Source organism: Pseudarthrobacter sp. MDT1-56 (assembly GCF_059383555.1).
The window spans coordinates 298,938-320,742 of the sequence record NZ_JBWZCK010000003.1 but is presented as its reverse complement, the minus strand read 5'-3'; the positions used below and the strand labels follow the sequence as shown (position 1 = coordinate 320,742).

The 21,805-nt window shown below is 68.4% G+C and carries 18 protein-coding genes and 2 tRNA genes; 12 read left to right on the top strand and 8 right to left on the bottom strand.

What is annotated here, in order from left to right; genetic code table 11:
- Nucleotides 1-24 precede the first annotated feature (24 nt).
- The 3 genes from AC50YC_RS06430 to AC50YC_RS06420 all read left to right on the top strand — a co-directional run bounded on the left by AC50YC_RS06430 (nucleotide 25) and on the right by AC50YC_RS06420 (nucleotide 3,562).
- A complete protein-coding gene (locus AC50YC_RS06430) occupies nucleotides 25-3,045 on the top strand; it encodes a UPF0182 family membrane protein (protein ID WP_494952722.1) in 3,021 nt (1,006 codons plus the stop codon).
- Between the two features lie 167 nt (nucleotides 3,046-3,212).
- Nucleotides 3,213-3,286 (top strand) — tRNA-Met (locus AC50YC_RS06425).
- 202 nt (nucleotides 3,287-3,488) lie between these two features.
- A tRNA-Met gene (locus tag AC50YC_RS06420) sits at nucleotides 3,489-3,562 on the top strand.
- 103 nt (nucleotides 3,563-3,665) lie between these two features.
- Here the strand turns inward: AC50YC_RS06420 and AC50YC_RS06415 are convergent.
- From AC50YC_RS06415 to AC50YC_RS06405, 3 genes are all read right to left on the bottom strand, one after another.
- Entirely contained in the window at nucleotides 3,666-5,105 is a 1,440-nt protein-coding gene (locus AC50YC_RS06415) for a cryptochrome/photolyase family protein (RefSeq protein WP_494952721.1), read from the bottom strand.
- A gap of 183 nt (nucleotides 5,106-5,288) precedes the next feature.
- Nucleotides 5,289-6,074 (bottom strand): PspA/IM30 family protein, encoded by a 786-nt coding sequence (locus AC50YC_RS06410; protein WP_354169662.1) that lies wholly within the window; start codon nucleotides 6,072-6,074, stop codon nucleotides 5,289-5,291.
- Between the two features lie 150 nt (nucleotides 6,075-6,224).
- Nucleotides 6,225-8,264, bottom strand: a complete 2,040-nt coding sequence (locus AC50YC_RS06405) for a TPM domain-containing protein (RefSeq protein ID WP_494952720.1) — start codon at nucleotides 8,262-8,264, stop codon at nucleotides 6,225-6,227.
- Nucleotides 8,265-8,558: 294 nt separating this feature from the next.
- Here AC50YC_RS06405 and AC50YC_RS06400 point away from each other — a divergent pair, with 294 nt between their 5' ends.
- From AC50YC_RS06400 to AC50YC_RS06380, 5 genes are all read left to right on the top strand, one after another.
- Nucleotides 8,559-10,211, top strand: coding sequence for a S1C family serine protease (locus AC50YC_RS06400; protein WP_494952719.1), 1,653 nt, complete (start codon nucleotides 8,559-8,561; stop codon nucleotides 10,209-10,211).
- Between the two features lie 228 nt (nucleotides 10,212-10,439).
- A complete protein-coding gene (locus tag AC50YC_RS06395; RefSeq protein ID WP_494952769.1) occupies nucleotides 10,440-11,240 on the top strand; it encodes an electron transfer flavoprotein subunit beta/FixA family protein in 801 nt (266 codons plus the stop codon).
- Between the two features lie 14 nt (nucleotides 11,241-11,254).
- Entirely contained in the window at nucleotides 11,255-12,208 is a 954-nt protein-coding gene (locus AC50YC_RS06390) for an electron transfer flavoprotein subunit alpha/FixB family protein (protein ID WP_494952718.1), read from the top strand.
- A 4-nt stretch (nucleotides 12,209-12,212) separates the two neighbouring features.
- A complete protein-coding gene (locus AC50YC_RS06385; protein WP_494952717.1) occupies nucleotides 12,213-12,992 on the top strand; it encodes a PIG-L deacetylase family protein in 780 nt (259 codons plus the stop codon).
- Between the two features lie 73 nt (nucleotides 12,993-13,065).
- Complete coding sequence (locus AC50YC_RS06380) at nucleotides 13,066-13,608, top strand: gluconokinase (RefSeq protein WP_494952716.1); 543 nt, start codon at nucleotides 13,066-13,068, stop codon at nucleotides 13,606-13,608.
- Between the two features lie 93 nt (nucleotides 13,609-13,701).
- On the opposite strand, the gene AC50YC_RS06375 is transcribed toward AC50YC_RS06380, so the two are convergent.
- From AC50YC_RS06375 to AC50YC_RS06360, 4 genes are all read right to left on the bottom strand, one after another.
- The gene (locus AC50YC_RS06375; protein WP_494952715.1) at nucleotides 13,702-14,583 is read right to left on the bottom strand and encodes an anti-sigma factor; all 882 of its coding nucleotides are present in this window, start codon (nucleotides 14,581-14,583) and stop codon (nucleotides 13,702-13,704) included.
- A 10-nt stretch (nucleotides 14,584-14,593) separates the two neighbouring features.
- The gene (locus AC50YC_RS06370) at nucleotides 14,594-15,199 is read right to left on the bottom strand and encodes a sigma-70 family RNA polymerase sigma factor (protein ID WP_494952714.1); all 606 of its coding nucleotides are present in this window, start codon (nucleotides 15,197-15,199) and stop codon (nucleotides 14,594-14,596) included.
- 230 nt (nucleotides 15,200-15,429) lie between these two features.
- On the bottom strand, nucleotides 15,430-15,897 hold the full coding sequence (locus AC50YC_RS06365; protein WP_494952713.1) for a tRNA (cytidine(34)-2'-O)-methyltransferase: 468 nt from the start codon (nucleotides 15,895-15,897) through the stop codon (nucleotides 15,430-15,432).
- A 21-nt stretch (nucleotides 15,898-15,918) separates the two neighbouring features.
- Nucleotides 15,919-16,875, bottom strand: coding sequence for a J domain-containing protein (locus AC50YC_RS06360; protein ID WP_494952712.1), 957 nt, complete (start codon nucleotides 16,873-16,875; stop codon nucleotides 15,919-15,921).
- Nucleotides 16,876-17,000: 125 nt separating this feature from the next.
- Here AC50YC_RS06360 and AC50YC_RS06355 point away from each other — a divergent pair, with 125 nt between their 5' ends.
- From AC50YC_RS06355 to AC50YC_RS06345, 3 genes are all read left to right on the top strand, one after another.
- Complete coding sequence (locus AC50YC_RS06355; RefSeq protein ID WP_494952711.1) at nucleotides 17,001-17,903, top strand: diacylglycerol/lipid kinase family protein; 903 nt, start codon at nucleotides 17,001-17,003, stop codon at nucleotides 17,901-17,903.
- Nucleotides 17,904-18,059: 156 nt separating this feature from the next.
- Nucleotides 18,060-18,812, top strand: coding sequence for a hypothetical protein (locus tag AC50YC_RS06350; protein WP_494952710.1), 753 nt, complete (start codon nucleotides 18,060-18,062; stop codon nucleotides 18,810-18,812).
- A 60-nt stretch (nucleotides 18,813-18,872) separates the two neighbouring features.
- On the top strand, nucleotides 18,873-19,613 hold the full coding sequence (locus tag AC50YC_RS06345; RefSeq protein ID WP_494952709.1) for a helix-turn-helix domain-containing protein: 741 nt from the start codon (nucleotides 18,873-18,875) through the stop codon (nucleotides 19,611-19,613).
- Here AC50YC_RS06345 and AC50YC_RS06340 read toward each other — a convergent pair.
- Complete coding sequence (locus tag AC50YC_RS06340; RefSeq protein ID WP_494952708.1) at nucleotides 19,610-20,506, bottom strand: DMT family transporter; 897 nt, start codon at nucleotides 20,504-20,506, stop codon at nucleotides 19,610-19,612. The genes AC50YC_RS06345 and AC50YC_RS06340 overlap by 4 nt on opposite strands.
- A 50-nt stretch (nucleotides 20,507-20,556) precedes the next feature.
- Between AC50YC_RS06340 and AC50YC_RS06335 the strand changes: the two genes are divergently transcribed.
- Entirely contained in the window at nucleotides 20,557-21,798 is a 1,242-nt protein-coding gene (locus tag AC50YC_RS06335) for a cysteine desulfurase family protein (RefSeq protein ID WP_494952707.1), read from the top strand.
- The last annotated feature ends 7 nt before the right edge of the window (nucleotides 21,799-21,805 follow it).

The following is a 21,805-nucleotide window of genomic DNA, read 5'->3' as shown; positions in this document are numbered from 1 at the left end:
ACTACCAGCTATGAGGTACCGAGTTTGTCCCGTCCCGCCAGCACAGTCCCGCCCGGAAGACCCCAGCAACGACGAAGCGCATTGACGCCGACGTTGATTGTTGTGGCCTTGATCGTCGTGGGCTTCATCTTCTTCGCCAATGTCTGGACGGACGTCCTTTGGTACCAGCAGCTGGGCTTCTTCGAAGTCTTCCTGACCGAGAACCTGGCACGGATCGCCATCTTCCTCGCCGGCTTCGCGCTGATGTTCGCCGCCGTCTTTTTCGCCATCCGGATCGCCTACCACTCCCGCCCCGTGTACGCCCCGGACTCGGATATCCGGGACAACCTGAACCGCTATCAGGTCCAGCTGGAACCGGTCCGCCGCGTCGTTATGATTGGCCTGCCCGTTCTCTTCGGCCTGTTCGCCGGCAGCGCCGCGGCCAGCCAGTGGCAGAAAGTACTTCTGTTCCTGAACCAGGAATCCTTTGGCCAGGATGACCCGCAGTTCGGGCTCGACATCAGTTTCTACCTGATGACCCTGCCATTCCTGGGCTTCGTCACCGGCTTCCTGATCAGCGTGACCATCATTGCCGGCATCGCCGGCATCCTCACGCATTACCTCTACGGCAGCATCCGGATCATGGAGCGCGGGATCTTTACCAGCCGTGCGGCTCAGATCCACCTTGCCGTCTCCGGTGCAGCCTTCCTGCTCCTGATGGGCGCCAATTTCTGGCTCGACCGCTACGCCGCCGTGCAGAGCAGCGGCGGCCGCTGGGCCGGTGCACTGTACACGGACGTCAACGCCGTCATCCCCACCAAGGCCATCCTGGCCGTGGCCGCGGTCCTCGTCGCGGTCCTATTCGTCGTCGCTGCCGTGATCGGCAAGTGGCGGCTGCCCGTTATCGGCCTGGCGATGCTGGTTATCACCTCCATCCTGGCCGGCGGTGTCTACCCCTGGGTGATCCAGCAGTTCCAGGTCCGGCCCTCGGAGCAGACGCTGGAAAAGCAGTACATCGAACGCAACATCAACATGACCCGCTCGGCGTACGGCCTGGACAAGATCCAGGAAACCCGGTACAACGCCACCACCAACCCCACCACGGGCGCCCTTGCCCCCGACGCGCAGACCACGGCCAACATCCGGCTGCTGGACCCCAACCTGATCTCGGATGCGTTCTCGCAGCTCGAGCAGTACCGGCCGTACTACCAGTTCCCGAGCGCCCTGAACGTGGACCGCTACGAGATTGACGGGAAGATCCAGGACACCGTCATCGCGGTCCGCGAACTCAACCCGGACGGGCTGAGCGCCAACCAGCAGTCCTGGCTGAACCGCCACGTCGTCTACACCCACGGCTATGGCGTCGTCGCTGCCAAGGGCAACAAGTTCACTGTCGACGGCAAACCGGAGTTCCTGCAGGCCGGAATCCCGTCCACCGGCGTGCTCGGCGATGACTCGACTTACCAGCCGCGGATCTACTTCGGCGAGAACTCGGCTGACTACTCGGTCGTCGGCGCCCCCGAAGGCGCCCCGAACCGCGAGCAGGACCGGCCCGCCGCCAAGGAGGGCGACGGCGAAACCCAGTACACCTTCACCGGCGACGGCGGCCCGAACGTGGGCAGCTTCTTCAACAAGGTCCTCTACGCGATCAAGTTCCAGTCCTCGGACCTGCTGCTCTCTGACGGTGTGAACCCCGAGTCCCAGATCCTTTACGACCGCAACCCCCGGGAGCGCGTCGAAAAGGTTGCTCCGTACCTCACCGTGGACGGCAACGCCTACCCGGCCGTCGTCGACGGCAGGGTGAAGTGGATCGTGGACGGCTACACCACCAGCCCGTACTACCCGTACTCCCAGCAGGAACAGCTCTCCGAGGCCACCGCCGACTCGCAGACCACTGCGGGCCGGACGGCCTCCCTTCCGAACACCTCTGTCAACTACATCCGCAACTCGGTCAAGGCCACGGTGGATGCCTACGACGGAAAGGTGACGCTCTACGCCTGGGACGACCAGGACCCGGTGCTGAAGTCCTGGCAGAACATTTTCCCGTCCTCGCTGAAGCCGTACTCGGAAATGTCCGGAGCGCTCATGAGCCACGTCCGCTACCCGGAAGACCTGTTCAAGGTCCAGCGGGAACTTCTGGGCCGGTACCACGTCACCCAGCCGGACAACTTCTACACCAACAACGATGCCTGGAGCGTCCCGAACGATCCGACCGTGCAGGACGACGTGAAGCAGCCGCCGTACTACATGTCCCTGAAAATGCCTGACCAGGACAAGCCGGCCTTCCAGCTGACCTCCTCGTTCATCCCGCAGGTCGTCAACGGAAACGCCCGCAACGTGCTCTACGGCTTCCTGGCCGCGGACTCCGACGCCGGCAGTGAGAAGGGCGTGAAGGCCGAGAGCTACGGCCAACTCAGGCTCCTGCAGATCCCGCCGGAGTCCAACATCCCCGGCCCGGGCCAGGCGCAAAACAAGTTCAACTCGGACCCGACCGTCTCGCAGGCCCTGAACCTGTTGCGCCAGGGTGCGTCGGCGGTTCTCAACGGCAACCTGCTGACACTGCCGGTTGGTGGGGGCATGGCCTACGTCCAGCCCGTTTACCTGCGGTCCACTGGCGAGACGTCCTACCCCACGCTGCAGCGTGTTCTCGTGGCGTTCGGTGACAAGATCGGGTTCGCTCCGACTCTGGATGAGGCATTGAACCAGTTGTTCGGCGGTGAGTCGGGAGCCAGCGCCGGCGACTCGGCCAACAACGGGCAGACGCCCGGTACGCCCACGACACCGGGCGAGACTCCGTCCGCTCCGGGCAGCACGGACGCCAAGGCAGAGCTGAAGGCGGCCCTGGAAGCGGCGAACGCTGCCATCAAGGCCGGCCAGGAGGCCCTCGCGAGGGGCGACTTCGCTGCCTATGGCGAGGAGCAGAGGAAGCTCACCGCAGCCCTGCAGCGGGCCATCGACGCCGAAGCCAAGATCGCGGCGGAAACTCCGGTTCCTGCACCGGCGGCCAGCCCGGCGCCGGATGCCACGACGCCGGCGGCCACCCCGGCCCCGACGCCGAGCAGCTGACGCCCGGCCCACCGGGGCGCGGCTAAAGGCCGGGTTCCCGCTCCACTGGAGCGGGAACCCGGCCTTTCCGTTTCCCTCCGGACGCGGACAGCCCCGGGCCGGGAGACGCACATCACGCCGCCCGGATTTGGCCTCATGTTCACCGGCAGGTAGAGTTGATTCTGCGACGCGGGGTGGAGCAGTTCGGTAGCTCGCTGGGCTCATAACCCAGAGGTCACAGGTTCAAATCCTGTCCCCGCAACTGAAGGGAAGGTCCGGAACACTGGAAACAGTGTCCCGGACCTTCTGCTTTAAGCTGGCAATGTGGGTCGCGGGCCGCCCTGCTTTATGCCGGCAATGTGGGTCGCGGGCCGCCCTGCTTTAGGCCGGCAAAGTGGGTCGCGGGCCGCCGGGAGGGCGGTGGTTCGGGCGGCGCCAAAAGTAGGGTAGTGTTGATCAAGCGACGCGGGGTGGAGCAGTTCGGTAGCTCGCTGGGCTCATAACCCAGAGGTCACAGGTTCAAATCCTGTCCCCGCAACTGGAGAAGAAAAGAAAGGCCCGGATCTGTTGATCCGGGCCTTTCTTGTTGCCCCGGGTTTCCTGTCAGCCAGGTCCCTGCGGCCGGGCAGGCCGAGGCCCGCCTAGCCGTCCTTGAGCCGCTGGTAGGTCTCCAGCGCGCGGGCACGGGACTCCGGCAGCCCAACGATCGGTCCCGGGTAGCCCGCAACCGAACCGTCGGCCTTCCACGGTTCGTGGATCGCCTTGTCGTCCAGGCCGGACAGCTCCGGGAGATACTCGCGCAGGTAGCGGGCGCCGGCGTCGAACTTCTTGCTCTGGGTGACCGGGTTGAAGATCCGGAAGTAGGGCGAGGCGTCGGCGCCGGATCCGGCCACCCACTGCCAGTTCGCCGGGTTGCTCGCGGCGTCGGCGTCCACCAGGGTGTCCCAGAACCAGGCCTCGCCGAGTCTCCAGTCGGCCAGCAGGTTCTTGACCAGGAAGCTCGCGGCGGCCATCCGGACACGGTTGTGCATCCAGCCGGTCTGCCACAGCTGACGCATCCCGGCGTCGACCAGGGGATAGCCGGTGCGGCCCTGTTGCCAGGCTGCGAGTTCGGCGTCGGAGGGTGTCTGCCAGGCGAAGTGGTCGAACTCGGGCCGGTAGTTCCGGGTGGCCAGTTGCGGGTTCTCGTAGAGCAGCTGCCAGCAGAACTCCCGCCAGCCGAGTTCGGAGCGGAAGATCCCGACGTCGGCCGGCGCAGCGTGCCCAAAGTGTTCGCGCAGTGCATGCCAGATGCGGAACGGGCTGATCTCGCCGAACCGAAGATGAGCGGAGAGCCTGCTGGTGCCCTCGACTCCGGGGATGTCCCGGCCGGTGCCGTAGGCCTCTGCCGGGCCGTCGAGGAAGTCCTCGAGCCGCTGGTGGGCCCCGGCTTCGCCGGGCTGCCAGGTGCTGGCGAGGCCTGCACTCCAGTCCGGACGGCGGGGGAGCAGCCCCCAGCTGTCGAGCGGGTCGCCGGCCGGAAGCTTTCCCTCCACGTCCATGGCCGGGGCAGGGAGGCGCTCCGGGGCGTCGAGAGGGAGCCGGGGCTCCGGAGCATCGAGGCAGGCCCGCCAGAAGGGCGTGAAGACCTTGTACGGTCCGCCCGCGCCGGTCCGCACCGTCCACGGCTCGAACATCAGGTTCGCCTGGAAGCTGGCAGCCGTGAGGCCCTGTTCCGCGGCCCAGGCCTTGACGCCTGCGTCCACTTCGCGTTCGGGGCCGCCGTAGCGGCGGTTCCAGAGCAATGTGCCGGCGCCGGTTTCCCGGGCGAGGTCCCGGATGACATCTGCAGCCGCGCCGCGGCGCAGCAGCAGGCGGGATCCCGCGGCCTCAAGCCCGGCGGCGAGATCCGCCAGCGAATGGTGCAGCCACCATTTTGTGGCGCCGCCGAGGGGCCGCACGCCGGGGGAGGACTCGTCGAGGACATAGACCACGGTCAGAGGCTGTCCCAGTGACACCGCTTCGCTCAGGGCCGGGTTGTCGTCCAGCCGGAGGTCGTCGCGGAGCCAGACAAGGGTCGAAGACAGGGTTCCCGATGACATGGGTCAACGGTACACGCGGAGCCCGCCGCAGCCGCACCGCTCGCCGCGCCACGGGCGCGCCACCGGGGCACTGTCCGGGGGACGACGGAGGCCGGGCCCAGTGACCGTCGGTGTACGGTCCGGGCCCGGCCTCGGCAGATCCGGTGTCAGCTCTTTCCGGCGGAAAACACTCCGGGGGTGTGCCTACAGCTTGTCGAAGTCCGCCTCTTCGACGGTCGAACCGGAGGCTCGGGTTTCGCCGGCGCCAATGGCGGCGGGGGAGCCGCCGGACTTCAGCGCGGCGAGCCGGGCCTCGATCTCGGTCTGCTCGCCGAGGTCCTCCAGCGAGTTGAACTGTGCGTCCAGGCTGGACGCGGCGAGTTCCTGCTGGCCGCGCACCTTGGCTTCTTCGCGGCGGATCTTCTCTTCGAAGCGGCCCACCTCGGACGTCGGGTCCATGAAGTCGATGCTCTTCATGGCATCGTGCACCTGGGTCTGGGCCGCGGCGGTCTTCGACCGGGCCACCAGCTCGTTTCGCTTGCTGGTGAGCTCGTTGAGCTTGCCCTTCATCTGCCCCAGACCGTGCTTGAGCTTGTCCACGACCTCGGTCTGGGATGCGATGCTCGGCTCGGCGGACTTTGCCTCGTTCTCCGCGGACATCTGGCGCTGCAGGGCCACTTTGGCGAGGTTGTCGAACTTCTCGGCGTCAACGGTGTCGCCCTTGGCCCGGTACTCGTCAGCTTTGCGGGACGCGGCGAGGGCCTTTTTGCCCCAGTCCTGGGCGTTCTTGATGTCCTCGTTGTAATCGTCCTGGAGCATACGCAGGTTGCCGATGGTCTGCGCTACGGCGGACTCCGCCTCGGCGATGTTGTTGGTGTAGTCCCGGACCATCTGGTCCAGCATCTTCTGCGGGTCCTCGGCCTGGTCCAGCAGGGAGTTGATGTTGGCCTTCGCCAGCTGCGCCATGCGGCCGAAAATGGACTGCTTCATGGTGTTACCTTTCGTCCTGCTCAGTGGTTCCCACTGAATTTCGGTGAACAGTGAAATGTACCGCTTCTATCCGCCGGCGGGAGCGTGCCCGCCGGCGCCTAGTCTGTGTGTGCCCGGCATGTCGGCCGTGTTTTGGCCGAGGGCACCTGCCTAGAAGTCGCCGCCGCCGCCAAAGTCGCCGCCCCAGCCGCCGCCGGAGTCACCGCCGCCGCCCCAGCCGCCGCCGGAATCGCCGCCGCCGCCCCAGCCGCCGCCACCACCACCGCCGTGCAGGATGGAGTTGATCAGGATGCCGCCGAGGATGGCGCCACCCAGACCGCCGCCGCCGCCTCCGCCGAACATCCCGCCGCGGCCGTAACCCTGGTTGGCGTACCCGCCGAAGTGGTCGACGTCGGACTGGGCCTGCTGCGCCGCCTGCGCGGCCAGTGCGTGCGCCTGCTGGGCGTACTGCAGGGCGGTGACGGGGTCGGTGCGCGAGATGGACAGTGCATAGTCGAGGTTCCGCTGGGCTTCGGCCAGGCGGGTCCGGGCCTCGGTGCCCACGCCGCCGCGGCGGGCGGTGATGTAGTCCGAAGTCGCGCTGATCTGCGCCTGCGCGGACATGATGCTCTGCTGCAGCGACGCCTGCGCGCGGCGGGTTTGCTCCTGCTGGTCGCGGATGCCCGAGAGGGCCCCGTCCAGCGACTGGTGCGCCGTTTCGACCCGCTCCAGGGTGGCGATCGGATCGATCTTACCGCCCTGGATTTCGGCTTTGACCTGCGCCAGCGCGGCTTCCACAGCGGCAACCGGTCCGGCAAGTTCGGGGTGCGCCCCGGACTGGATCAGGGCTCTGGCCTGGGCCAGGTCCTGGGAGGTGTCCACGACGGCGGACTCCAGGCCGCTGCGGGCCTCGTCCAGGTTTCCGGCGACCTTGGTGATGGCGCCGATCAGCACGTTCGTCTGGTGCAGGCTTTCTTCCGCCGCGCGGACGGCGACGGCGGCCAGGCTGCCTTCGCCGGCATTGAGCTTCTCCTGGGCCGTGACGGAGGCGTTCTGCACAAAGGCGAGCCGCTCCTTGGCCTGGTTGATGTTGTCGCCAACCTGGACCAGGGCACTCTCGGCGTATTTGGCCCGCAGCTCGGCGAGGGACTGCTCGGCGCTGGCGATTTTGGCTTCCGCCTCACCCGCGCCGGCGCTGACCGCGGCCAGAGCCTGCGGGGCATTCTTTTCAAGCTCGCGCAGCGAATCGAAATCGGCCTTCTGCTCCTGCAGCGAGGCCAGGGCGGCCTCGGAACGGCGGATGATCTCACCGAGCCAGGTCCGCTGCTGCTCTTCGGTATCAGGGATGTGGTCATCGAGCTGCTGCTGCAGTTTGAAGGACTCCGACATATGGCCCTTGGCATCCTCCAGGGCCTTCGTGAAGTTCCCGACGGCGGCGTCGCCGTACTGTGCCTGCGCGAAGCCCAGCTCCTGCTCGCTGGATTTGATGGCGTCGTCGGCTTCGATCAGCAGTGAGCCGCTCTTGCGGCGCAGTTCCTCGACGGTGAGTCCGGCCAGGGGATCCAGCTCGGCGCCCTGCTGGCCGTAGCCTGCTTGCGCTCCCGCGGCAGCTTTTTTCCGGCGGTTGCGGAGGTACAGGTAGGCGCCCGCTCCGCCCGCCGCAACGACGCCCGCGCCCACGAGAACGGCACTTCCTGCGCCGCCATCCTCGGACGGGACGGTGCCCTTGCCTCCGCCGGCGGCGTCGCCGATGGCTGCGGCGCTGTCGATGGCAGCCTGGGCGTAGTCGCCGTTGCGCAGGTTCGGGTCAACCGCGCTGGACACGATCGTGTCGCGCTGGGCGTCCGTGATCTTGCTGTTGGACGGCTTGCTCAACTGGTACTGGCGGGTGTCCGTGGCAACCGTCAACATCATGGCGTTGGCCCCAAGGCTTGCCTTCTCCGCCACCTCGGTGGCCCACGCCACACGGTCGGTGGGGTTCTCGAACTTCCTCACGTAGACGACGTGGTACGTCATCGCGTGGTCGGTGCCCAGCTGCTTGATGGCCTGTTCGACTTCGCCCCTCCGGTCGCCCAGGACCCCGGCGGAGTCTACGACCTTCGTGACGGGGTCGAGCGTTACCGGATCTTCGGCGAGGGCCGGAGCGGCGGGAAGCGCCAGCAGTCCGACGACGCCAAGAACGGCGAGGAAACGTTTATAGGTAGACCGCATGTGCAACCCTTCAGCACTTCTGCGACCAGTTCGGGCCGAACCGGTCGTCACAGAATGCAGCAGCGCCCCCACGCAGATGTAAAGCCGCAGGTCGCTGTGGCGATTCCATTTGATTCTATGGTGCACCCAAAGGGCCGTCCACCGGCGGGAATATGCCACCAGCGAAAAGCGCTGAACCGGTCACTGCAACCCGGACGCGGTGCTTCCGGCGTTCAGCAATCTCCCAGCAAACGTGCGCTCTAGTATCAGTGAGATCGTCCATAGTTAATACAGACGAGGATGAAAGGAAGTCTTATGACTGAGAACCCAGCGCAGGGCGCGTCACCAGAGAACCGGGAGCCGGCCACGCCTAATGAGGGCGCTTCCGGGCCCCCGCAGGCTGCCCCCGCGCCGGACTCAGCACCCGAGAACCCGACCCTGCGGCTGGACCGGGCCGCGGACAACTCCCCGCAGCCGGTCTACCCGCAGCACCAGCCGTCCTACGGCCGTCCGCCGGCACCGCAGACGCAGCAGTTCGGTGCCTCCCAGGAACACGCGCAGCAGAGCCACAACCCAGGACAGCCCGGCCCCGGGTACGGCCAGCCGGCCGGCAACTCCGCCTTCGGCCAGTCCCGGCAGGCGCGTGACGAACACGGCTACGGCCAGCACGGCCAGGGACCCTACAGCCAACCCCAGTACGGCGGCTATGGAGGCAACCAGCCCGGGTCGCCGTATGCGTCCAACCCGGCCCACGCCCCGAAGCGCAAGGCTGCCTTCGGTGTCCCCACCCTGGTGGCCAGCATCCTCGCTGCAGGCCTGGTGGGCGGCGGTGTGGTCGCAGGGACCACCCAGGTGATGGGGGACCGGGCCATCACGTCCGCGGGAGCCGGCAGCAGCAGCCAGGCCGGCCCTGTCATCGTGAACAACCGGGAAGACGTCAACGCCATCACCGCCGCTGCCGTGAAGGCCACCCCCAGTGTCGTGACCATCAAGGCCTCGAGCGGCAGCGAAGGCGGCACGGGTTCCGGCATCATTTTGGACGGCGAAGGCCATGTCCTCACCAACACCCACGTCGTCACGCTCGACGGCACTGCGGCCAACGCCGCGATCGAAGTGCGCATGAGCGACGGCAAGGTCTACAGCGCCAAGATCGTCGGAACGGATCCGCTGTCCGACCTCGCCGTGGTGAAGATCCAGAACGGCTCCGGGCTGGTCCCGGCAGTGCTGGGCGACTCCAGCAAGCTGAACGTCGGCGATACCGCCGTCGCGATCGGCTCGCCCCTGGGCCTTACGGGAACCGTGACTGACGGGATCGTGTCGACCCTGAACCGCACCATCAGTGTGGCCTCCTCGGCAGCGCCCAAGGAAGGCGCGGACGACTCGCAGGGCGGAGACCAGGGCTTCCAGTTCGCCCCGCCGGACGGTGGGCAGGGCCAGAGCACCGCCAACCAGGGAAGCATCTCGATCAACGTGATCCAGACCGACGCCGCCATCAACCCGGGCAACTCCGGCGGCGCCCTGGTCAACACCAAGGGTGAGATCATCGGCGTGAATGTCGCGATCGCCTCCGCCGGCGGGGACTCCGCCAGCAGCGGCAACATCGGCGTGGGCTTCAGCATCCCGATCAACCACGCCAAGCGCGTCGCCCAGGAGATCATCAGCACGGGCAAGGCCACACACGGCCAGTTCGGTGTGAGCGTGAAGCAGAAGACTGCGAGCTCCGCGGCCTCCGGTTTCTCCGTCGGGGCAGAGGTCGCCACGGTGGAACCCGGCTCCGCCGCAGACAAGGCCGGCGTCAAGGTCGGCGACGTCGTGACGAAGTTCCAGGAGCTCGCGATCAGCGACCCGAACCAGCTGACCGCCGCCGTGCGCGAGCAGCCCGCCGGGGCCTCGGTGAAGGTCACCGTCCTGCGCGACGGCAAGGAACAACAGCTGGACGTGACCCTCGGCGCGGCCGCCGAGCAATAGGAGCACCGCCCACCGTTCCAGCCGAGGGCCGGGCAGCACCACCGGGTGCTGTCCGGCCTTCGCTGTGCCGTCCCCGGCCCGGTCACAGGCCTTAACCCAGCCGTGCCCGCGCTCCCCGATATGGTTAGCTAGGAGCAACCCGGCACCCCGGGCGCTCCGTGGCCACGACCCCACCCGGCTGGCTGTCCACCCGCATGGAAGGCTGCTGTACACACAGTGGAAGAGACATTGAAGATCATCGTGCTGGTCAAGCACGTCCCTGACGCCCAGTTCGACAGACACCTCACCGGCGAGGGCAACACGACGGACCGCGCCGAGAGCATCCTGTCCGAACTGGATGAGTACGCCCTCGAAGCCGCACTCCAGCTGATCGAGGCCCGCGGCGGGGAAGCGGCCGGCAACAAGGTCATTGCCCTGAGCATGGGTCCCGCCGGTGCGGTCAACGCGGTAAAGAAGTCCCTGCAGATTGGCGCCACCGAAGGCGTCCACCTCAGCGACGACGCGCTGGCCGGATCCGACGCTGCCGCCACCTCGCTGGCACTGGCCGCAGCCATCCGCCACCTCGGCGCTGAGACCCCCGCAGACCTCATCATCACCGGCATGGCCTCCACCGACGGCGAAACGTCCCTGGTCCCGGCCCAGCTCGCGGAGCGGCTCGACCTCCCGCAGGTCACCTTCGCTTCCTCCCTGGAGCTCGACGGCGGCAAACTCACCGCCCGCCGCGACGGCGACTCGCATGCGGACACTGTCGAGGCCCCGCTGCCCGCGCTCGTCTCGGTCACGGACCAGATCAACGACCCCCGCTACCCGAACTTCAAGGGCATCATGGCGGCGAAGAAGCGGACCATCACCACGTTGAGCCTTGCGGACATCGGCGTCGACCCCGCGCACGTCGGACGGTCCGGTTCCTGGACCGCCGTCGAGTCCGCCGAGGCACGCCCGGCGCGCACCGCCGGCACCATCATCACCGACGAGGGCGACGCCGGCATCAAGCTGGTTGAGTTCCTGGCCGCCCAGAAGCTGCTCTAAGGGGATTCCCAGACATGGCAAAAGTGCTTGTATTCATCGACAACCCCGGCCAGGCCCTGAAGAAGTCCAGCCTGGAGCTGCTCACCATTGCCCGGTCCCTGGGCGAGCCGGCCGTCGCCTTCAACGGCGAGCTGCACGACGACGTCGCATCGACGCTGGCGGCCTACGGCGCCCAGACGCTGTACCGGCCCTCCGCAACGGACCTCGACGACTACCTCGTTGGTCCCAAGGCCTCCTACCTGGCCGCCGCAGTGCAGACCGCCGGCGCCACGGTGGTGCTGACCGAGAACTCGGCGGAGGCCAGGGAAATCGCGGCGCGACTGGGCATCAAGCTCGGCGCCGGCGTCATCACCGACGTCGTTGCCGTGGACCCGGACGGCACCGCGCACAAGTCCGTGCTGGCCGGTTCGTACACCACCACGGCGAAGGCGTCGACGCCGGTCGCGGTCCTGACCGTCAAATCCAACAGCGTCACCCCCGAACCCGCCGTCACCGGCACGGCGCCGGGAACCGTCACCGTGGAGGTGCCGGAGACCGCCGCCGCGGCGTCGGCCAGGATCACGGCCCGCAGTGAGAAGGCCGCCAGCGGCCGTCCGGACCTTGCCGAGGCGCGGATCGTGGTGGCCGGCGGACGCGGGGTTGACGGCAACTTCGGCCCGGTGGAAGACCTCGCCGATGCCCTCGGTGCCGCCATCGGCGCCTCCCGCGCCGCCACGGACGCCGGCTGGATCGGCCACGACGCGCAGATCGGCCAGACCGGCAAGACCGTCTCGCCCCAGCTGTACATCTCGGCGGGTATCTCCGGGGCCATCCAGCAGAAGGCCGGCATGCAGACCGCCAAGGTGATTGTGGCCGTGAACAAGGATGCGGAGTCGCCCGTCTTCGAGATCGCCGACTTCGGCATCGTCGGGGACCTCTTCCAGGTCCTGCCGCAGGCAACCGCAGAAATCAAGAAGCGCAAGGGCTGATTCCTTGAACACCTCCGCCACACAGGCGCGCAGCCCGTTCGATCCGGAACAGCACCGGGTCGAGCGGGTGCTTTGTTTCACTGCGCACCCCGACGACATTGACTTCGGCGCCGCCGGCACGATCGCGGCCTGGACCGCCGCCGGGGTGCAGGTCAGCTACTGCATCATGACCGACGGGGACGCCGGCGGCTTTGACCCGGGGCAACGGGACGAGATCGTCCGGCTGCGGAACGAGGAACAACGCCGGGCCGCCGCCCTCGTCGGAGTGACCGACATCCACTACCTGCACGAGCGCGACGGCTACCTCGAGCCCTCGGACGGTGTGATCCGCGAAGTGGTACGGCTGATCCGGCGGCTCCGCCCCGACGTCGTACTCTCGATGCATCCGGAGCGGAACTGGAACCGGATCCAGAAGAGCCACCCCGACCATCTGGCCGTGGGGGAGGCGGTGACCCGGGCGGTGTATCCGGCGCTGGAGAACCCGTTCGCGTATCCCGAGCTGGCCGAGGCGGGGCTGGAGGCCTACAAACTGCCGTGGCTGTGGCTCTTCGCGGGGCCGGAGGAACGCGAAAACCACGTCGTCGACGTCACCGACCACGTCGAGGCGAAACTCGCGGCGATCCATATCCACGTCAGCCAGCACCCCGACATCGAGGCCATGGACCGCACGGTCCGCGGACTGATGCTCCGGGCTGCGGACCGGGGCGGTCTCCCGGCCGGCCGCAGCGCGGAGGCGTTCCACGTCGTCGCGGTCAACGGGGCGGGGACCATCGCCGGGTTCTAGTGTTGCCCCCGCGCGGACTCTCCCATAAGCTGGCCTCAGTTTAAATCATATTTATTGAGGAAGGCAGGCTTTAATGGCGAAGACTGCGCAGCACCCTGTGCTCGTGATCATGGGAGTCTCGGGCTCGGGGAAGTCGACGGTGGCCGGCCTGCTGGCCAGCCGGCTGGGCTGGGACTTCGCGGAGGGCGATGATTTGCACCCCGAGGCGAACGTGTTGAAGATGCAGGCCGGGCAGCCCCTGACCGACGCAGACCGCTGGCCCTGGCTGGAAAGCATCGCCGGGTGGATCCGGCAGCACACAGACTCCGGCATTCCCGGCGTCGTCACCTGCTCGGCGCTCAAGAAGCGCTACCGGGATGTCCTGCGCGGCGACGGCGTCGTGTTCGTGTTCCTCGACGGGAGCAAGGACCGGATTTCGGACCGGCTGGCATCCCGGCACGGGCACTTCATGCCGCCGTCCCTGCTGGAGTCACAGTTCGAGGCGCTCGAGGCCCCCACCGGGGAGGAAAACTACATCACCCTGAGCGTCAGTTCGGCGCCTGCGGACGAAGCGCAGGAAATCATCGACCGGCTCGACCTCCACGTCGGCGCGGTCCACGACTCCGACCGGCTGTAGCCGACCCGGCAAAAAGCAGGGTAGGCCGTGAACCTTGAGTAGGTTCGCGGCCTGCCCTGCTTTATCGTTCGCTTGGTGGTGGTGGTTCCGACGCTAGGCTCCCAGCGGGGCGGCGGCCACGGTCGGCATGGTCGGCGACGTCGACCCTCCGGTCGGTTCCACCGTGATGCCGAGGGATGCCGCAGTGCTGATGCCCTTGACCACGGCCGGCTTGGACAACGCCTCCGCGTCCATCAGGCCCTGCGAGACCGGGGCGGAGCCGTCCTTGGGAATCAGCCACATCTGGTAGACCTTGCCCGCCGGCGGAGCCGGGACGTCGTTCATCTTCACGACAATGGCGTCCTTCGACGTGGAGACGGACACGGTCGCCGTGCCGCCGCCGGCGACGTTGACGGTCGCCTGCCGCACGTCCCCGGCCTGCAGCACCTGGTTCAGCGGATCGTTCTGGTTGGCAACGTAGGCGCCGACGCCGACTCCGCCCAGGGCGATGATAGCTGCGGCCGCGACGCCGATGAGCCAGTTGCGCATTCCCTGCGGCCGGCGTCGTTCCTCGCGGCGCCTGCGGGCGGCGCCGAGCTCGTCGGTGACCGAGAGCCCGGAGGGTGCCCGGACGGGGTGGGCGACGACCGGCGGGACCGCTGAGGGCGCCTGGGAGGCGTGGGCATGCGGCGCGTCAGTGGCGTCCTGGCTGGGCAGGGATGCCATGATCCGGTCCAGCAGGCCGGCCGGCGGTTCTTCCTCAGCGGCAAAGCTGGTCGCGAGCGTCTCCCGGGCCTGGCGGACGCGCTCGTCGAAGGCGTCGCGTTCGGCCTGCGGAGCCGAGAGAAGGTAACCCTCAATGGTGGCACGCTCGGCGTCGTCCACGGCGTTCAGGGCATACACCTCGGCGAGGTCTGCCGCTCGTCCCGAGGCGAGGTCCGTGGCGATGTCGGCGGCAAAGCCGCCGGAGACGCGGCCGTTGTTCTGTGCGTTCATGTCGGTCATCTCAACTCACCCCCAGACAGGTCTTCAGTCGGATCAGTCCGTCGCGGATGCGGGACTTGATGGTGGGCACCGCAGCGTTGAGCTTTTCTGCGACTTCCCGGTAGGTGAGGCCGCCGTAGTAGGCAAGCCGCACGGACTCCTGTTGGGTGTCGGTCAACGTCCCGAGGCAGCGGACGACAGCCTCGGCCTCAAGCCTGCTGCCGACCTCGTCGGAAACCGAATCATGGTCGATGTCCTGGCTGCTGGCGCCGTATTTCGCTTCCCGGTCGGTGGAGGACTGGGAGGAACGGACCTTGTCCACGGCCCTCCGGTGCGAGATGGTCATGAGCCAGGCGAGCGGGCTTCCGGCCTCGGGGTTGAACTTGGAGGCGTTCTGCCAGACCTGGAGGAAGACCTCCTGGGTGGTGTCCTCACTGAGCTCCACATCGATCAGTACCCGCCGGGCCATGCCGAAGACGCGCCGGGACGTTAGTTCGTAGAACTCGGCGAAGGCTGCCTGGTCGCCGGCGGCAATCTGCTCCAGCAGTGCGCCGAGCCGGCGATTTACATCGGCCGGCGTGCCGGGGGGAGCGGAAGCCTCGGGAATCGGGGCGTTGGGAGTGTCCATCACCTTCAAGCATAAGGTGCCCGCCGCCGATCGCGGGTCAGGATGAGCTGCTGCCGGGGCGTGGCCGCCCGCAACACGCCGGGCGGGACGTCTATCCACCTGCATAGTTGTCACCTGCCGCTCCTCGCTCCCTTCCTCGCTCCCTGCGCCCGTTGGTGGCACTGGGCTTCAGAAGTGATTCGGGACGGCCGGGCAGCCGGATGGGCGGACCGCTGGAAAAGTTGCGGTGCCTACAGCTTGGCGCCGGCGAATCCGTTCTGGCGCCACGCCTCATAGACTGCGATCGAGGCTGCGTTCGCAAGGTTCAGGGAGCGCAGCGCGGGGAGCATCGGCAGCCGGACGCGGGACGTGACATGGGGGTCGTGTTTGAGTTCCTCGGACAGGCCTTCGGATTCCCGGCCGAACAGCAGCACGTCCCCGGGCCGGTAACTGATGTCCGTGTAGGAGGTCTCGCCGTCTGAGGTGAATGCGAAGACGCGCTCCGGGGCGAGGGCGGCCCAGGCGGCGTCGATGTCCGGGTGGATGGTCACGACGGCGAGGTCGTGGTAGTCAAGGCCGGCCCGGCGCAGCTTTGCGTCGGAGAAGTCGAAGCCCAGGGGCTCGACCAGGTGCAGCTCGGCTCCGGTGATGGCGGCCAGCCGGATGGCGTTGCCTGTATTGCCGGGGATTTCTGGGGCGTGGAAGAGGATGCGGAACACGGTCCCATCCTAGCGAGCCTGCTAGTGCATCCCGCGCAGCAGCGGGGCGAGCACCGGAACGATGACGGTGTTGGGGGCCGGGCCGGAACTCAGGAACTGCTTGAGGCCCCGGGCCAGCCCGGCGGCATTGACCACCTGCACGGTCTCGTGCGCCCCCGAGCGGCGGTGCCGGTCGATCACCGGTTCGTGCAGGTTGCCGTCAGTGCTGTGGACGACGGTCCAGCCGGTGACGTTGAGTTCCGGGAAGATGTCCTGCATGCGGCGCACCACGTGGGCCAGCTGGGGAGGCGCGATGGACCGACCGCCGTGGGTCAGGCCGCTGCCGTTCCAGGCATAGGCCCCGGGCGGCAGCAGCATCGAGCCGATAATGGCCATGCGGTAGCCGGAAAGCACCACATGGTCGATGTGGCTGTTGTCCGCCGGGGACTGCAGTCCGTTGATGAGCCGTGCGGCCGGGATGGCAGGGAGGATCTGCCGGCTGATGAGCTGCACCGTCCGCATTTCCCGCTGGATCCGGGCCTCGGCCCCGAAGATCCCGCGCTTGCGGGGCAACCCGTGGACCTGCTGGCGGGCCAGGCTTTCCGGGATCAGCGGCACCTCGCCGGTCCCGGCGTACTGCTCGAAGGGCGGGATGTAGACCGGGGCGTCGGAGGCCGTATTCCGTGGTGTGTTGGGACGCCGGACATTGGCCGAGGCGCGGCTCCCGGCGGCAGGGGCGTCGAAGTGTGCCCCTTCGTCAGGGGCCGGCCCGGCGAAAGCACCGCGGCCGGCGCCGTAGGACCGGTCGTAGTCGGCCCGGCTCTTGGCATCGATCAGCGTCTCGTAGGCAAGCGTGACGCGCCGGAACGCGGCCGGGTCACCTCCGTGATCGGGGTGCGCGGTGCGGGCGGCCTTGCGGTAGGCCACTTTGATTTCCCTTTCCGTCGCCGTCACGGGGATCCGGAGGACCTGGTAATGCGAGCTGTTGCCCTGCGTCAAGCAAGAATCCTTTGCATCGATGGTGCCAGCCCATCCTGGACGTCCGGCCTGGCCAGTTTAACCGGCAAGTGGAAGAACGAGCGTACCGGCACGGAAGGTTCCCGGCGGCTGGCATAATTCAGCGCATGCTTATCGCCGTCGCCGTCAACCCGCGGGCATCCTTTGGCCGCGGGCGGCACGCCGGCGAGGAGGCCGCCGGGTTCTTCCGGGCCGCCGGGGCCGCGGTCCTGTTCCTCTGCGAGGACTCCTATGACGCGCTGGCACAGGCCGTGGACAAGGCCCTGGCCTCCGGAGCTGATGCCCTCGTGGTGGTCGGCGGCGACGGCATGGTCCACCTCGGCGTCAACGCGCTCGCCGGATCGGGGCTGGCCTACGGCACGGTCCCGCTGGGGATTGTCCCGACCGGCACCGGAAACGACATGGCACGGGCGCTCGGCGTCCCGACGCACAATGTCCCCGGTGCCTGCGCGGCGGTGCTCGCAGCCCTGGACTCCGGAGGGCGGCTGATCGACGCCGGACGCGTCTCGTCGTCCGGGGCGTCCCGCTGGTTTGCCGGCGTGCTGTCCGCGGGGTTCGACGCAGCCGTCAACGAACGGGCCAACGCCTGGCGGTGGCCCCGCGGCAAGGCACGCTACCACCTGGCCATGCTCCGCGAGCTCGCCTCGTTCCGGGCGATCAGCTACACCGTGACGGCCGACGGCGAGCGCTGGCGGCAGGGCGCGATGCTGATTTCGGTCGCCAACGGCCAGTCAATCGGCGGCGGCATAAAGATCACCCCCGACGCCGTGCTCGACGACGGTTATCTGGACCTCTTTATCGTCAGCCCGCTGTCCCGGCTGGGCCTGCTGAAGGTCTTTCCGAAGGTCTTTTCCGGCGGGCATCTTGGGCATCCGGCCGTGCACATCCGGCGGGTCCGCAAGGTCGAGCTGTCCGCGGACTCGGTGGTGGCCTATGCGGACGGGGAGCGGATCGGTCCGTTGCCTCTCACCATCGAAGTGGTTCCCCGAGCGGTGAGGGTCCTGGCCTAGCTCCCACTCCCGCAATCCGGCCGCCCCGGCGCTCACCCCGGCCGTCGCCGGCAGATGGGCGGGGGCACCCCCGGGCGGGGCCCCAGCGGGGAGAGTCTAGAATCGTGCGGAGTCCCGGGCGGAAAGCGAACGGGGACAGCGACATTGGGGCGGAGCATGGGAAGCACACGGACAACCAGGACCACGGCGGCGGCAGGCCTGTGGCCCCGTCCCCGCCGCGCGCCCCAAGGCTCCGCCCGGCCCCGGGGGAGTCGGGGGTGCCTCGCGTTCCTGGCGCTCGCCGTCGCGGCCACGCTGGCCGGCTGCAGCGTCGGCGTTCCGGACCCCTCTGCAGCCAGGGCGGTGCCGGCGGCCCCGACCCTCGCCACCCCCACCATCACCCCCGGCCACGACGCCGCTGCCGTCGCGGCGAAGGATATGCCGTTCGCCGAAGGGGACACCATGGCCGCGGGGGTGCCCGTCCAGCTTTCCGACGGGCTGCGTGACGCTCCAGGCTGGAAGCCACGCAAGGAGAACGTGGCCGGCACCAGTGAGTACCTCAAGGAGGACGGCTGTGTGGTCTCGGCAAGGGTGCGGACCAACCAGTCTGCCCTCGCCGTTTCCGGGGACGACAGGGCGTCCACCGAGTCGCTTTTCCACTATCTGGACGCCAGCATCCTTCCGGACTACATGACATCCGGGACGCTGCGCTGGGGCGGAGAGCCCGGCGGGCCCGCTCCGCGAGTCGAGGTTCTGGTGTTCGCGGGCGGAGAGCGGGCCGGCGCCAGGGCGACCGCCATCTACGCCCGGCTGTTCGGCACGTCGGGCTCATCCGTGTACCTGTCCGTCTCCTGTCCCGATGCCGCAACTCTGGCGGCGGCGCGGAGTGAGGCTGAGGCACGGATCGCCGTCGTCCCTCCGTCCGGCTGACTCCGCTATCCGGGCCGGCGGTTAAGCAGCGGATCTTGTTTTTAGAGATACCCTGATCCCATGAGCCGAGCCCCCTGGAACCTCAGGATTGCCGCCGTGGCCTCCCTGCGGGACGAGAGCCGCCGGAGGCTGTTCGATTTTGTCGCCTCGGCCGGGTGCGAGGTCAGCCGCGACGACGCCGCCGGTGCCCTCGGCCTGCCCAGGAGCACGGCGTCCTTCCAACTGGACCGGCTGGTGCGGGACGGGCTCCTGGCCGTCGAATTCCGGAAGCTTGGCGGCAGGGGCGGGCCCGGTTCGGGCCGCCCGGCCAAACTGTACCGGGCCGCAGTCCAGGAGGTCGCCGTGTCCGTGCCGGACCGGAACTACGACCTGGCTGCCGAGTTGCTGGTCCTGGCCATTGAGGAGTCGGCGGCCGACGGCGGTTCGGCCCGCGATGCGCTGGTGCGCGCCGCCTACGCACGCGGGCAGGCAGCGGCCCGGACCCACAGCGGGACAGAGGGGCCGCCGGCGGACCCGGATGCCGGCTTCACCGAGGTCCTCGCTGCCGGGGGCTACCGTCCGGAGAGCGACGGCGGAGGCGGCCTGGCACTGCTCAACTGTCCGTTCCGCCGGATCGCGGAAGGCCACGCCGATGTGGTCTGCGCCATGAGTGGCGCCTTCCTGGCCGGGGCCGCGGCAGGGTGCGGAATTGACCCGGACCGGGTGCAGGCTCTCGCCATGGCGGACCTCCGCGCGCGCGGAGCCGCGCAGCCTGCGCAGTGCTGCGCCAGGATCAGGCCGGTCCAGCGGACCGACCCCTAGGCGGCACGGCTCGGGGTGGCGGCCGCCACCGGCCTTGGCTGACCGTTCCGACCGGTCAGCAGCACGCCAGCGATCACCAGGAGGCCGCCCACGATCTGGACCAGGGTGAGCGGCGTCCCCAGTGCCAGGGTGATGACCGCCGTAAACACGACGATCAGGTTGAGGTAGTTCCCGGCCGTCCCCGGCGGGGTGGTCTTCAGGGCGATGTTCCAGAAGAGGTAGGCGCCCAGGGACGGGAAAACGACGATGTACGCCAGCGACCAGGCCTCGGACGGCGTCTCCGGAAGCCGCACATCCAGGGCGAGGGCGAAGGGCGCCAAGGTGACGGTCGCCATCGCCACCTGCACGGCGGTGGCCGTGATGGCAGGGACACCCAGCCTGCGGGCGATGATCGTGTAGAGGCCCCAGACAATGATCGCGCCGATCATCATGACTTCACCGAGGTTGAGGGAAAAACTCAACGCGCGCTGCAGCTCGCCCCGGGTCAGCACCAGCAGCACGCCAAGCAGGCCGAGGCAGATGCCGAGCCAGCCCAGGCGTGTGGTCCTCTCGCCGAGCAGGACGATTGCCATCACAACGATCAGGGCCGGGTTGGCCGCCGTGATCAGGGCGGCGTTCACGGCGGAAGTGTGGCCGAGCGCCCCGTACAGCAGGAGGGTGTAACCGCTCATGCCGAGCACGCTCAGGAGCAGCAGCACCGGCCAGCGGCGCAGTACACCGCGCCAGTCTGGTTTCTCCACGAAGTGGGCCAGGAGCAACAGCGGCACGGCGGCCAGCGTCCAGCGCCAGAACGTCAGGTCCAGGGCGGTCATCGAGGCGACAGCGGCCTGGCCGACGATAAAGTTCCCGGACCAGAACAGGGTGGCCAGGACCAGGTAGAGGGACGCTTTCACCGCTCGAATCTACACCAGTGCCGTGACGGGCCCGCAGGTAGAATTGCCCTGTGCCCGTCTACCTTGATCATGCTGCCACCACCACCCTCGCTCCGGAGGCCCTGGCTGCGCTGACCCGCGAGCTGGCCCGGACCGGCAACCCGTCCTCGCTGCACGGATCGGGCCGCCGCGCCCGGCGTGCCGTCGAGGACGCCCGCGAGGTGCTGGCGGCCGCCGCCGGGGCGCATCCCTCCGAAGTCATCTTCACCTCGGGCGGGACCGAGGCTGACAACCTTGCCGTCAAGGGCCTGTACTGGGCCCGGCACGCCCAGGATCCGGCCCGCACCCGCATCCTGTGCTCCGCCGTCGAGCACCACGCCGTGCTGGACACGGTCGAATGGCTTGAGCGGCACGAGGGTGCCGAGGTCTGCTGGCTGCCGGTGGATGCAGACGGCGTCGTGGACCTGGCCGTACTGGAGGCAGAGCTCTCCCGGGACCCGGCGTCGATTGCCCTGGTCACGGTGATGTGGGCCAACAACGAAGTCGGCACCATCCAGCCCGTGGCGGAGATCGTCGAACTGGCGCACCGGGCCGGCATCCCGGTTCACTCCGATGCGGTGCAGGCGTTCGGTTCGGTGCCGGTGGATTTCCGTGCCAGCGGACTCGACGCCATGTCCATCTCCGGGCACAAGATTGGCGGCCCGGTCGGCGTTGGGGCGCTGATGCTGGGCCGCGCCGTGAAACTGACGCCGGTCCAGCACGGCGGGGGACAGGAACGGGACGTCCGCTCCGGAACCCTCGACACCGCCTCCATTGCCGCGTTCGCCGCGGCGGCCGAGGCCGTCACGGCCAAACTTCCGGAGGAAGCAGCGCGCATCACCGCCCTCCGGGACCGGCTGATCGACGGCGTCCTGGCCGCGGTGCCCGACGCCGTGCTGCGCGGGGCTCCCGGCGCGGGACGGCTGCCGGGCAATGCCCACTTCACCTTCCCCGGCTGCGAAGGCGATTCACTGCTTTTCCTGCTGGATCTGGCCGGGGTGGAATCCTCCACGGGTTCGGCCTGCACCGCGGGGGTTCCCCGGCCGTCCCATGTGCTGCTGGCGATGGGACTGGACGAGGACACCGCCCGGGGCGCCCAGCGCTTCAGTCTGGGGCATTCCTCCACCGAGGCCGACGTCGATGCGCTGCTGGCTGCCCTGCCCGGCGCTTTCGCCCGCGCGAGCCAGGCCGGCATGGCGGGACACGAGTCGAGCATCCAGACCGCCGGAACCGTCGCCCGGCAAGGCACCCGCCAAACCGCGGAATCGAACTAGGCACCGT